The organism is Chryseobacterium luteum (assembly GCF_000737785.1).
Lineage (GTDB): Bacteria > Bacteroidota > Bacteroidia > Flavobacteriales > Weeksellaceae > Chryseobacterium > Chryseobacterium luteum.
This window is the reverse complement of the sequence record NZ_JPRO01000002.1, coordinates 265,096-277,231: the sequence shown is the minus strand read 5'-3', so window position 1 is coordinate 277,231 and position 12,136 is coordinate 265,096. Positions and strand designations below refer to the sequence as shown.

At 36.9% G+C, this 12,136-nt stretch carries 10 protein-coding genes; 8 read left to right on the top strand and 2 right to left on the bottom strand.

The window, feature by feature from the left end:
* Window positions 1-131: 131 nt before the first annotated feature.
* Window positions 132-1,460 carry a hydroxymethylglutaryl-CoA reductase, degradative gene (locus tag IX38_RS04775; protein ID WP_034702294.1) on the bottom strand — a complete coding sequence of 443 codons (1,329 nt, stop codon included), beginning with the start codon at window positions 1,458-1,460 and terminating at the stop codon, window positions 132-134.
* Between the two features lie 142 nt (window positions 1,461-1,602).
* Between IX38_RS04775 and IX38_RS04770 the strand changes: the two genes are divergently transcribed.
* The 5 genes from IX38_RS04770 (at window position 1,603) to IX38_RS04750 (ending at window position 6,752) form a co-directional block, all read left to right on the top strand.
* A complete protein-coding gene (locus IX38_RS04770) occupies window positions 1,603-2,862 on the top strand; it encodes a putative DNA modification/repair radical SAM protein (protein ID WP_034702292.1) in 1,260 nt (419 codons plus the stop codon).
* A 99-nt stretch (window positions 2,863-2,961) separates the two neighbouring features.
* On the top strand, window positions 2,962-3,720 hold the full coding sequence (locus IX38_RS04765; RefSeq protein WP_034702290.1) for a TIGR03915 family putative DNA repair protein: 759 nt from the start codon (window positions 2,962-2,964) through the stop codon (window positions 3,718-3,720).
* A gap of 306 nt (window positions 3,721-4,026) precedes the next feature.
* Complete coding sequence (pfkA, locus tag IX38_RS04760) at window positions 4,027-5,013, top strand: 6-phosphofructokinase (RefSeq protein WP_034702288.1); 987 nt, start codon at window positions 4,027-4,029, stop codon at window positions 5,011-5,013.
* Between the two features lie 29 nt (window positions 5,014-5,042).
* A complete protein-coding gene (gap, locus tag IX38_RS04755; protein ID WP_034702286.1) occupies window positions 5,043-6,047 on the top strand; it encodes a type I glyceraldehyde-3-phosphate dehydrogenase in 1,005 nt (334 codons plus the stop codon).
* 75 nt (window positions 6,048-6,122) lie between these two features.
* Window positions 6,123-6,752 carry a hypothetical protein gene (locus IX38_RS04750; RefSeq protein WP_034702284.1) on the top strand — a complete coding sequence of 210 codons (630 nt, stop codon included), beginning with the start codon at window positions 6,123-6,125 and terminating at the stop codon, window positions 6,750-6,752.
* Window positions 6,753-6,818: 66 nt separating this feature from the next.
* On the opposite strand, the gene IX38_RS04745 is transcribed toward IX38_RS04750, so the two are convergent.
* On the bottom strand, window positions 6,819-8,405 hold the full coding sequence (locus IX38_RS04745) for a hypothetical protein (protein WP_034702282.1): 1,587 nt from the start codon (window positions 8,403-8,405) through the stop codon (window positions 6,819-6,821).
* A 426-nt stretch (window positions 8,406-8,831) separates the two neighbouring features.
* Between IX38_RS04745 and IX38_RS04740 the strand changes: the two genes are divergently transcribed.
* The 3 genes from IX38_RS04740 to recA all read left to right on the top strand — a co-directional run bounded on the left by IX38_RS04740 (window position 8,832) and on the right by recA (window position 12,090).
* Window positions 8,832-9,605, top strand: a complete 774-nt coding sequence (locus IX38_RS04740; RefSeq protein ID WP_034702280.1) for a LuxR C-terminal-related transcriptional regulator — start codon at window positions 8,832-8,834, stop codon at window positions 9,603-9,605.
* Window positions 9,606-9,682: 77 nt separating this feature from the next.
* Window positions 9,683-10,879: an oxygenase MpaB family protein gene (locus IX38_RS04735; RefSeq protein ID WP_034702279.1), complete on the top strand. Its 1,197-nt coding sequence runs from the start codon at window positions 9,683-9,685 to the stop codon at window positions 10,877-10,879.
* Between the two features lie 203 nt (window positions 10,880-11,082).
* On the top strand, window positions 11,083-12,090 hold the full coding sequence (gene recA, locus IX38_RS04730; protein WP_034702278.1) for a recombinase RecA: 1,008 nt from the start codon (window positions 11,083-11,085) through the stop codon (window positions 12,088-12,090).
* Window positions 12,091-12,136 lie beyond the last annotated feature (46 nt).

The window sequence follows — 12,136 nt, the reverse complement described above, 5'->3', positions numbered from 1 at the left end:
CACCAAAGTTGATATTCCCAATATAATAAAGATATTGGAAAGCTTTTTGGAATTTCTAAAGCCCGGTGACGTTGTTTTCTTTAAAAAGATCCCGAAGATGATAAATATTATCGGCAAAATAATCTGCAGCATTACTGGGCTCTTAATCTGTTAAACTCACTAATAACCTCATGATGACTTACCGTTTTATCTTTAAAATAGTTCACAAAATGCTGCTTTTCTTCTTCCGTAGCTCCCATTTGGTTCAAAATATTCAGCAGGTGCATTTTCATATGGCCTTTCTGGATACCTGTGGTCACCAGAGAACGAAGGGCTCCAAAATTCTGGGCAAGCCCGGAAACAGCCAGAATGCTCATCAGCTCCTGTGCAGATGGTTTTCCGAGCAGTGCCAGTGAGAATTTAACCAATGGGTGAAGATTGGTAAGGCCTCCTACCACTCCTACAGAAATCGGAAGATCGATCCAGAATCTGAAAAGTCCGTCGTCCGTTGTACAGTGTGTGAGTGATCTGTATTGTCCGTCTCTCGCTGCATAGGCATGAGCACAGGCTTCCGTTGCCCTGAAATCATTTCCTGTGGCGATCACTACAGCATCTACCCCATTCATTATTCCTTTGTTGTGGGTTGTAGCACGGAAAGGTTCAATTTCAGCAATGGTAACAGCCTGTTTGAATTTTCTTGCAAATTCTTCATTGGAAATTCCACTGTCATCCTTTAAATCTTCAATCTTACAGGAAACCTCAGCTCTTACGATACAGTCAGGTGTGAAATTGGAAAGAATATTCATCACGATCTGAAGCGAGTTTTTTTCCTCCTGCGTGAAATCTTCACTCGTCGCGATCTCCTGCTTCAGTGTTTTCCCGAACTGCTCAAGACATGAATTGATAAAATTCGCACCCATGGAATCTACCGTATCAAAGCTCGCTTTAAGCTGGTAATAATTGGGCATTTCTGAAGTTTTATCCACTAATTTGATATCTAGGATTCCACCCCCGCGTTTTCTCATATTGGCGGTGATATCTTCTGTAGCTTCAAACAGCTTTTTCTTTAAATTAAAATTAAAGAAATGTAAAAGCTTGTGAGACTCCGTATTGAATATAAAATGGGTATGCCCCAGTTTTTCATTGTTGATAATGGTGGTCTTAAAGCCTCCTTTATCAATCCAGAACTTGGCAGCTTTGGAAGCCGCAGCCACAACCGAGCTTTCTTCAACGGCCATGGGAAGAGCAAATAATTTTCCGTCAATCAGGAAATTCGGAGCAATTCCGTAAGGCATATAAAAATTGGAGATTGTATTTTCAGAAAACTCTTCGTGAAGTTTCTGAAGATCGGCATTTCCGTTCCAATATTGCTTTAATATATTTTGATATTCTTCGTTTCCTTCAAGATACTCGCCGACAAGCCAATCGATTTTTCCCTGCTTTGTAAGTTTAGAGAAACCTTCTACCGGTTTATGATTCATAGCATAAATTTAATATGCGTAAAGATAGTAATTTTGTAAGTCTCCGTTGTTGATAACTTCTGTTGAAAAAGATTGATATTTATCAATTTTGGAACTACTTTTGAATAATGTTTGGATACAAACTATAACATTCCCCTGAAAAATGAATTTTGAACGCCTGAAAGAAAAACTCGAAATCCTTGCCGATGCAGCGAAATATGATGTTTCCTGCTCATCCAGCGGAGGAACGAGAAAGAATAAGAAAGGGGCTTTGGGAGACAGCTCCGTAAGCGGGATCTGCCATACCTATACGGAAGACGGGCGGTGTGTGTCCCTGCTCAAAATTCTTCTGACGAATCACTGCATTTACGACTGCGCCTATTGTGTATCCAGAAGTTCCAATGATATTAAAAGAGCCGCTTTCACCGTGGAAGAGGTAACAGATCTGACCATTAATTTTTACCGCAGAAATTATATTGAAGGTCTGTTTTTAAGCTCCGGCATTTTCAAAAATGCAGATACTACGATGGAACGGCTTGTAAGGGTGGCAAAAAAATTACGTCTGGAGGAAAATTTCAACGGGTATATTCATTTGAAATCTATTCCGGGAGCAAGTGATGATCTGATGCAGGAAGCAGCTTTATATGCAGACAGACTATCCATCAACCTTGAAATTCCTACAGAAAGCGGACTGAAATTATTGGCTCCTGAAAAAAACCGTCAGGATATGCTCAATCCCATGAAATATATCCAGAACGGGATTGCGCAGTATAAAGATGAAAAGAAAATTTTCAGGAAAGTTCCGAAGTTTGCTCCTGCCGGACAATCTACACAGATGATCGTTGGCGCAACGAATGAAAGTGATTTGCAGATTATAAAAGTGGCTGACCATTTTTATAAAAATTTTAACTTGAAAAGAGTCTACTATTCGGGATATGTTCCAGTTTTGGAGGATAAAAGATTGCCTTCTCTCACAACGGAAGTTCCGATGCTCCGGGAAAACCGTTTGTATCAGTCGGATTGGCTGATGAGGTTTTATGGTTTTAAAGCTGAAGAAATTCTGGATCCTAATATGCCTTTTTTAGATCTTGAGGTTGACCCTAAGCTCAGCTGGGCTTTGAGACATCTGCATCAGTTCCCTGTCAACCTGCAGACTGCAGATTATCAGATGATATTAAGAATCCCGGGAATTGGAGTGAAAACGGCACAGAAGATCGTTCAGGCGCGCCGTTTTCAGGTTTTGAATATGGATCATTTGAAAAAATTGGGAGCCGCTGTCAACCGTGCAAAATATTTTATAGATTTTAATGCCGGAAATGCTTATCTGAGATATTTAACAGATAAAAATTTGAAAAAACTGCTGGTAGGTGGAAGTTCTTCTAAATTTCACAATCAGTTTTCACAGCAGCTGACGTTGTTTTAAATTGATTAAAAAATTTATGTATGAGACAAAAATACATTCCTTGAACATCATTCATTTTCAAATTAATCCATTTTCAAATCTTCAAATTAATATTATAGCATGACCACTCTACTTTACGACGGAAGTTTCGACGGACTTTTTACAGCGGTATTTGAAGTTTTCGAGTACCGTTATAAAGATGTTGAAATTGTGAGTAAAGAGAGGTTCCTTCAGGAAAATATATTTGCTGAAATTCATGAGGTGATCACTCAAAATGATAAAGCTGAACGGGTTTTAAACAAGTTGGAACAGAATATCGGAAAACCTGGAATTCATGAATTATTAAAAGTCTACTTATCGGAAGATCCTGAACTGGAACGCCTTATTTTATCGGCCGTGAAACAGTCCATAAAACATCCGGAAGAAAATATCCTGCAAAATTATGCGGACAGTGACATTTTAAAGATTTCAAAAATCTGCAAATCTGTAAGCCGGGAACGGCACAGGATGACCGCTTTTGTCCGGTTTGAAAAAATGCGGGACGGTGTTTTCTTTGCAAAAATAGATCCTGATTTTGATGTTCTCCCGCTGATACGGAAACATTTTAAAGACCGCTACCAGGATCAAAAGTGGATGATCTATGATCTGAGAAGGAATTACGGAATTCTATACGATTTGGAAAACTGTGATTTCTTTTATCCGGAAGAAAAACTGGATATGCATCAGTACCAGCAGAAGTTTCATGATGATGAAAATAATTACCAAACCCTTTGGCAACGGTATTTTACAAAGACAAATATTACGGAAAGGAAGAATCTAAAACTGCATGTTCAGCATGTTCCGAAGAGATACTGGAAGTACCTGACGGAAAAATGGTGATATCCTGATAATATTCCTGAGCATATTTATTTCAGGAGTATGGCAAAAATGAGAAGGTGAAAAATTATTTTATTAAGCCAACAATTCACCCGGCGCAATCTAGTTATCTGTTTTATGATCTTTTCGATAAAAATATTTCATCATTGCACAGTCCTGATGTATATTCTTCGGAAACAAAAACAGTGGAGTATTTTTTAAACCGGCAAATTTTAGATGCTTTTAATTATTTATATTCAAAACTCTTATCAACTTACTGCCATTATCTGAACTTGTTTTTGTAAATTTGTGTTCGAAATTTTTTACTTGATGAAAGAGAGTGCTGTAAAAAAAATTGCAGTTCTTACTTCTGGAGGTGACTCTCCGGGTATGAATGCGGCATTAAGAGCGGTAGTAAGAACCGCCAACTATTATAATATCGAATGCTACGGAGTGAGGGAAGGCTATAACGGTCTTATCCATGATGATTTCCTGAAAATGGGTCCCCGCTCGGTAAAAAATATAATCAACCAGGGCGGAACGATTCTGAAATCCGCCAGATCCCTGGAGTTCAAGACCAAGGAAGGCCGTCAGAAGGCCTATGACAACTGTGTGAAACACGGTGTGGATGCATTGGTGTGCATCGGAGGGGACGGAACTTTCACCGGAGCAAAGATCTTCAATGAAGAGTTTGGCATCAGAGTAATCGGTGTACCGGGAACTATTGACAATGATATTTTCGGGACGGATAACACAATAGGCTACGATACGGCTTTAAATACCGCTATGGAAGCTATTGACAAGATCCGTGATACGGCAACGTCCCACAACAGGGTTTTCTTTGTAGAGGTAATGGGGCGTGATGCAGGTTTTATAGCTTTAAACAGCGGACTGGCAACAGGTGCTCTGGATATTCTTATTCCGGAGAAAAAAGACAGCATGGAAGATCTTTTCGCCAATTTCAGAAAAGCTGAAAAGACAGGAAAAGCATCAAGCATCGTTGTGGTAGCTGAAGGTGAAAAGCTTGGAAACATTTACGAGCTTTCTAAACAGACCAAAGAAGAATTCCCCGATTATGACATCCGTGTAACGATCTTGGGACATATCCAGAGAGGAGGTTCTCCAAGCTGTGCAGACCGGGTTCTGGCAAGCAGGCTGGGATACGGTGCCGTAGTGGGATTAATGGATGGAAAAACAAATGTAATGGCCGGAATGCGTTCCAACGATATGGTGTATACGCCGATCGAAGAAGCCATTAAAAAACATAATGAAATCAATAAAGATCTTTTACTGATTTCCGAAATTTTAGCAATCTAATTATTTTTTATAATCTAAAACAAACTATTATGTCAACAATCAAAGTAGGTATCAACGGTTTTGGTAGAATTGGACGTCTTGTTTTCAGAGCAATGACTGAAAGAGATAACATTGAAGTAGTAGGAATCAATGACCTAATCAACGCAGAATACATGGCTTACATGTTAAAATATGATTCTGTACACGGTATCTTCCCGGGAGAAGTTTCTGTAGAAGGAAATGACCTTGTGGTAAACGGAAAAAGAATCAGAGTAACTGCTGAGAAAGATCCTAACAATCTAAAATGGAATGAAGTAGGTGCCGACTATATCGTAGAATCTACAGGTCTTTTCTTATCTAAAGACTCTGCTCAGGCTCACATCAATGCCGGAGCTAAAAAAGTAATCCTTTCTGCTCCATCTAAAGACGACACTCCGATGTTCGTAATGGGTGTGAACCACAAAGAACTTACTGACGATATCAAAATCTTATCCAACGCTTCTTGTACTACCAACTGTTTAGCTCCTTTGGCTAAAGTAATCCACGATAACTTCGGGATCGTTGAAGGTCTTATGACTACGGTACACGCTACAACGGCAACTCAGAAAACTGTTGACGGTCCTTCAATGAAAGACTGGAGAGGAGGAAGAGCTGCTCTAAACAACATTATCCCTTCTTCTACAGGTGCTGCTAAAGCGGTAGGAAAAGTAATCCCTTCATTAAACGGAAAACTGACAGGTATGTCTTTCAGAGTACCAACTGTTGACGTTTCTGTAGTAGATTTAACAGTGAGAATTGAAAAGGCTGCTTCTTATGAAGAAATCTGTTCAGTAATCAAAGCTGCTTCTGAAGGTGAATTGAAAGGAATTTTAGGATACACTGAAGATGCAGTGGTTTCTCAGGATTTCGTAGGAGATAAGAGAACTTCTATCTTCGACAAGGATGCCGGTATCATGCTGTCTCCAAACTTTGTAAAACTTGTTTCATGGTATGACAACGAAATGGGTTATTCTAACAAGTTGGTAGATATGCTTATCCATTCTGCTTCTTTATAATGTAATAAGCAAATAAATAATATAAAACCTTCCGATTTGGAAGGTTTTTTTTAATTTAGTCATTAAAACGATACTATGCTTAATGAACTTATTGAAAGATATTCTCAATATTCTGATACAGAATTAATGGAAGTCTATTTAAATAAAAGCGGATATACAAATGATGCTAGGAAAGCGTTGGATATTGTTATAGAAAAAAAAGGAGGGATAAAATCTTTGACAGACCGATATGATAGAATTGCAGAAAAAGAGATGGAAAAGGCAAGAATAAACAATGATGCCACCCAACTGTATCAAAAAGGAATGACAAAAAATGACATCAATCAAAGGCTGACTTCAGAAATATTATCACCAGATGAAATACAACAAATTATAGAAACCACCTCTGCTGAAATAGAAGTAATAAAAAAGGATTTAGAAATTAAACCCAGTACAATTGCTGGAAGTATCTTGGGCGGAATAATCGGTGGGACTCTTGGTGGAATATTGTGGGGATTACAAATAATATATTCTGGTCACATCTTTTATATCTTTACTATAGGTTTAGGAATAATTTCTTATGGTGTAATAAAGTTTTTTACAAAACAAAGTAAAAGCAATATAGTTGTATTTATAATTACAATATTATCTGTAATTTACGCTTTAATCTTAGGATTTTACATCTATAGATTATTTGGTTATCATGGACCTGACAAATATTCATAAGTTTTAGATATGAGTTGAAAGCCTTTCAGAAGTTTCCAGATTTACAGGCCTTATATTAATATTGAATTATTTTGCAGCAGCATCATTTTTCTTAAATTTATTAATGAACGTCGTAAGATTGGTCGCATATCCCACCATTACCTGTGGTGCAATATTTTTTGTGTAAAAATCATAATATCCACCCAATCTAAAATACAATCCTCCATTTCCATCATTAGGACTAAGTTTCGTATAAAAATTAGTTGTAAGAAAAAGAGTATTATAAAATGTTCCATTATCCTTTAGAATTTCTTTTCTAAAATTCCTGCCCTCAATAATATCTAAATCTTTATTTGCTCCACTATATTTCAAACCTAATAGTCCAAAATTTACATCTGCGCCAAAATTGATCTGCGGTCTTATTTCTATTTTTAATCTTGGACCATGTGAAATAGAATACAGTTGATAATTGGTAGTAATCGTATCTTTTATCGTCCTGAATTTAGTTCTGTACATCTGAATACCATAGTCCAAAATCCAGTTCGTAGAAGTTCCTTTCCACTCAAATGAACCAACCCCAATATTTAACCCCGCTTCTACATTATTTTTTCTTAGCAACTCAAAAGATGATATATTTTTCAAATTATCTTTTACATTAAATTCTATAAAACCACTTCCCTCTTCCTGACCATTATAAATTGATGCATTCAAATAAGCCTCCATATACTCAGGCGAATTAAATCTACCAAAATTCACATAATTTAATGGAATCCTTGCCCTCCCTTCTGCTTGTAGTATACTATTTCCTCCTTCATTATTAAATCCTAAAAAATCAGAAAAAATAATGGCTGTAAAGTAATCATACAATCCCCTTTTTTCTACTTTAAGTTCTTCATCAACTTTTATTTCGTACTCTTTATTTTTTAACGAATAACTATAATTATTTTCAAAAGGTTTATAATCTAAAAGGTCGTTGCACTCTATATAATAATAGTGATCTGTACCTCTTGTTGTATATATTTTAGCACTATAATTATTTCGGTCGACAATCGTAGACCTGAAAGGTATAGAATACTTACTATTGAATAATGTTGCTTCTTCCTTTATAATAGTTCCACTACTATCCAATATATTTCCTACAACAGAAATACTGTTTATTTTATTGTTAAAAAGTCTTACACTTGCATATTTTGGGGCAAAATATAAATATTGGACAATACTATCTTCTGACTTTAATTTAATTAATTCTTTATTCATTTTTAATCTTCCCCCATATTCAATATCCTGCAAATCATACAGTTCAGTCAAAACCTCTTTTTTATTAAAATCTTTCATCAAATTATAATAGATATTCTTCCATTGCAATTCTACCTCTGGTTTCAAAACAAATGTAGCTCCTGCCATTTTTGACTTTTTCATAGTGCTTCGCATGGCTGAGATAAAAGTTTCCTGATCAAAATTATTTACTATTTCAATGCTTTCTTCACATTCTGTACTGGTTTTACAAATCTGAATTTTAAATGATGTAATTTTTTCCTGTGTTTTTGTAGTTTTTATTTTAGCCTCATACGGAGTTGATTCGCTAATGAAGTTTCCAAATAACTCATATGAATTTTGAGAAAAAGCATATGTTCCAATCAATAGTAATATTACAGATACAATTTTTGTTTTCATGGCTATAAGTTTTCCACAAAGTTTAAAATTCCATGAATACAAGTAAATTACCCGTTCGGGTGATTTTAAAATAGTAAAAAGCGAGATGGATAAAATAATATATTGTAAAAGAAAAAGCCTCTCCAGCAACGAGAGGCTAATAGTTTATCACTTTTAAACAACTAAAAGAAAAGAGTAAACTGTTTTATAACATTCATTTATTAACTTCATTAAACCATATGTAAATAGAACCTCAATGGCATGAGGATGGATGTTTTTCTTAATTAAAAACAAATTATAGAAAAAATTAAAACATTAAACAAAACGGAACATAATAAATTAAGTTCTCATGGTTATTAGTCAGTACAAAGTTTAACATTTTATCAGAGTAAAAAAATCCCCCTTTTGTGGTATATTTTAATTATTTTAGCTAAAACTAATCTATTCATGGAGAGTTCAGAAAAAAAACATCCTCTCATTGAAGTGTGGAATACTTACCCGGCCGTCAGGAAAGACAGAAAGATCCGGGATAAACCGCCCATAGAACGTATCATTGGTGACATGTTTGCCGTAGGTGAGTTTTATTATTATGCCCTGAACCTTACCAACAGTACACTCTCTCACCATCATGAAAATATCCTCAAGCTTCATGGCCTTTCTTGCTATCCTGAAAACTTAAAAGAAGTCATCGATCTTACCCATCCTGATGATATCGAATTTGTGATGAAAGCCGAACAGATCCTTATTAACAAAATAACAGAAATAGGCCTGGAGCACCAACTTTATATTAAGGGCAGCTATTGTTTCAGAATGAAAACAGCAGACGGAAATTATGAGATGTTCCATCATCAGTCTGTTATCACTATGGAAGATGAAACCGGTGTTCCCGTGCAGGCTATAAACATCCATACCAACATTCACCATATCACGAAAGAAAATCCTTATACCGTTCTGGTTTCCGGGATAGGTCCCAGAAATGATTTTCACCAGGTGAAGCTGGACTGTTTTGCAAAACCCAGGAATTTTCCTGAACATTTAACGAAAAGAGAAATGGAAATTCTAGGCCTCATCACCAAAGGATATTCCGGACCGGAAATAGCCCAGACTTTAATCCTCTCCGAACACACAGTTCGTACCCACAGAAAAAATATTTTACGGAAAACAGATTCCAGAAACTGTAAGGAACTTGTGAAAAAAGCCTTTGAAAGAGGGCTCATCTGATCTTTTCCGCATTTCTATATAAAGACTGATAAATCTCACTAGAGAATTTCGGTGCAAAACTTGTATTTTTATACAAGATGGACAGACTGACTATAAAACCCCGCTTTAAAGATTCACCCCATTTCAAAGATTTCTGGGAAAAAGGAAACGGAAAACAGCTTATTGAATTTTCCGGAGCCGAAGTGAGCTTTAAAGATTTCGACAAGTTTTCACACTATTTTTATCATGTGGATACATTGGGTGATGAAGTTGTCCGGGATGTTTATCTCGTTAAAAAATTCCATGAAGCATCAAGAGAAATCGAAGGTTACATCCGAAACGGTATTCCTGAAGCAGAGGATGTTCCTGAAAGCGTAAAAAATCTTTTCACACAAACCCAGCAGATTCCGGAATGGCTTGATTACAGCCTGCTGAAAAGCGGTGCAGAGCTCTGCATGCGAAGCAACCTGGACTCGCTGATCTCCTTAAGGGATTACTGTCTGATGGGAGGTTATGACTATGCTTACCTCAATAAACCTCTTACCGCCACAGAAGCACTGAAAAAAGGAGCTGTAAAGCGTCTTTCAGAAACATTGGATTTTTGGGTAAATGTTACACGTTATGATGCACTGGAGCTGCATGCCAAAGGGTACGAGTTTGCTGTAAAAACCCGCCTGATCCATTCTTACGCAAGGCTTTCCATAAAGAAGCATTACAGGCAATGGGACGCTGAAAATTGGGGAGAACCGATTAATTCATGGGATATGATGGCCACTTATATTGGCTTCAGCCTTGTTTTTCTTCACAGTCTCCAAAAATTGGGCAATACTTTTTCCGTTGAAGAAGAAAAAGGTATTTTCCACCTCTGGAAATATGTGGGCTATTTACTAGGAATTCCCGAAGAGCTTCTTCCGGACAATAAAAAACAGGCGACAGAATATTTTTACCTTTGGACTTCCGTACAGCCGCCATCAGATAAAGATTCCATCCTGCTGGCCCATTCTTTACTGAATGAATCGCTGGAAAACCCTATTTTAAAATTCAGATTTCAGAGAAAAAATCTCAGATACCTTCATATCTGCTGTACATGGTTCCTGCTGGATGATGAAGTTTGTAAAAGGCTGCAAATCCCTGATGTGCCCAACCGCAAACTGTTTCCAAAAACAAAGATCCTCATCAATACAATTTATGATAAGCTGGTAAGCAGGGATGCCAGAATAAAAAAGGGAAACAAAAGCCAGATGAAAGTGCTGGAAGACTATCTTAAAATCACAAAAAACTCAAATTTCCACTAAAAAAATACAGCACGCACTTACAGTAAACTGCAAAAAATATATTTTTATGCTTTGAGTCATAAAATCCTGCATCCTGTTCGTAATGAATGATATCAGCCATAAAAATTTATCATTTTTTTAACTCTAAAACAGTTTTTCAGCACAAATAATATTAGCTTTTGATCTGAAAATTCCGTATTTTTGAGCAATTATTTTAACAACAGATGAGCAATATAGAAGATAAGAAAAAAGCACTTGCATTAGTGCTTGACAAGCTAGATAAAACATACGGAAAAGGAACTGTAATGACGTTGGGAGACAGCTCCGTAGACAATACAATAGAGGTAATTTCTTCCGGATCTTTGGGACTGGACATCGCATTAGGCGTAGGCGGTTATCCAAGAGGAAGAATTATTGAAATATACGGTCCTGAATCTTCAGGTAAAACAACTTTAACGCTTCACGCCATTGCAGAAGCTCAAAAAGCAGGCGGAATTGCAGCATTTATTGATGCAGAGCACGCTTTTGACAGAGGTTATGCAGGAAAGTTAGGTATTGATCTTGAAAACTTAATCATTTCTCAGCCGGACAACGGGGAACAAGCCCTGGAAATTGCTGATAACCTGATCCGTTCAGGGGCCATTGACATTGTTGTCATTGACTCCGTTGCGGCATTAACTCCAAAAGCGGAAATCGAAGGAGAAATGGGAGATTCCAAAATGGGTCTTCATGCAAGATTGATGTCTCAGGCTTTGAGAAAATTGACAGCTACAATTTCAAGAACAAAATGTACGGTAATTTTCATCAACCAGTTGAGAGAAAAAATCGGTGTGATGTTCGGAAACCCTGAAACCACTACAGGTGGTAACGCACTGAAGTTCTACGCTTCTGTAAGAGTGGATATCAGAAAAGCAAGCGCGCCTATTAAGAATGGAGATGAAGCCGTGGGAAGCCGTGTAAAAGTGAAAATTGTAAAAAACAAAGTAGCTCCGCCTTTCAAACAAGCTGAATTCGATATTATGTACGGTGAAGGAGTTTCCAAAACAGGAGAAATCCTTGATCAGGCCGTAGAGCAGGGAATTGTAAAGAAAAGCGGCTCATGGTTCAGCTATGAAGAAACTAAGCTGGGACAAGGTCGTGACGCTGTAAAAGATGTGTTAAAAGACAATCCTGAACTTGCTGAGGAACTAGAAAACAAGATCAAAGAAGAATTGAAAAATAAAGTGAAATAATTTTTTTTCAATATATAAATTAAGACAGCTTTTTTGCTGTCTTTTT

Coding starts and splice junctions, on each gene's coding strand:
- IX38_RS04735 (WP_034702279.1), top strand. CDS start 9,683: ATGGACAGACTGACTATAAAACCCCGCTTTAAAGATTCACCCCATTTC.
- IX38_RS04750 (WP_034702284.1), top strand. CDS start 6,123: ATGCTTAATGAACTTATTGAAAGATATTCTCAATATTCTGATACAGAA.
- pfkA (WP_034702288.1), top strand. CDS start 4,027: ATGAAAGAGAGTGCTGTAAAAAAAATTGCAGTTCTTACTTCTGGAGGT.
- IX38_RS04770 (WP_034702292.1), top strand. CDS start 1,603: ATGAATTTTGAACGCCTGAAAGAAAAACTCGAAATCCTTGCCGATGCA.
- IX38_RS04740 (WP_034702280.1), top strand. CDS start 8,832: ATGGAGAGTTCAGAAAAAAAACATCCTCTCATTGAAGTGTGGAATACT.
- recA (WP_034702278.1), top strand. CDS start 11,083: ATGAGCAATATAGAAGATAAGAAAAAAGCACTTGCATTAGTGCTTGAC.
- IX38_RS04775 (WP_034702294.1), bottom strand. CDS start 1,460: ATGAATCATAAACCGGTAGAAGGTTTCTCTAAACTTACAAAGCAGGGA.
- gap (WP_034702286.1), top strand. CDS start 5,043: ATGTCAACAATCAAAGTAGGTATCAACGGTTTTGGTAGAATTGGACGT.
- IX38_RS04745 (WP_034702282.1), bottom strand. CDS start 8,405: ATGAAAACAAAAATTGTATCTGTAATATTACTATTGATTGGAACATAT.
- IX38_RS04765 (WP_034702290.1), top strand. CDS start 2,962: ATGACCACTCTACTTTACGACGGAAGTTTCGACGGACTTTTTACAGCG.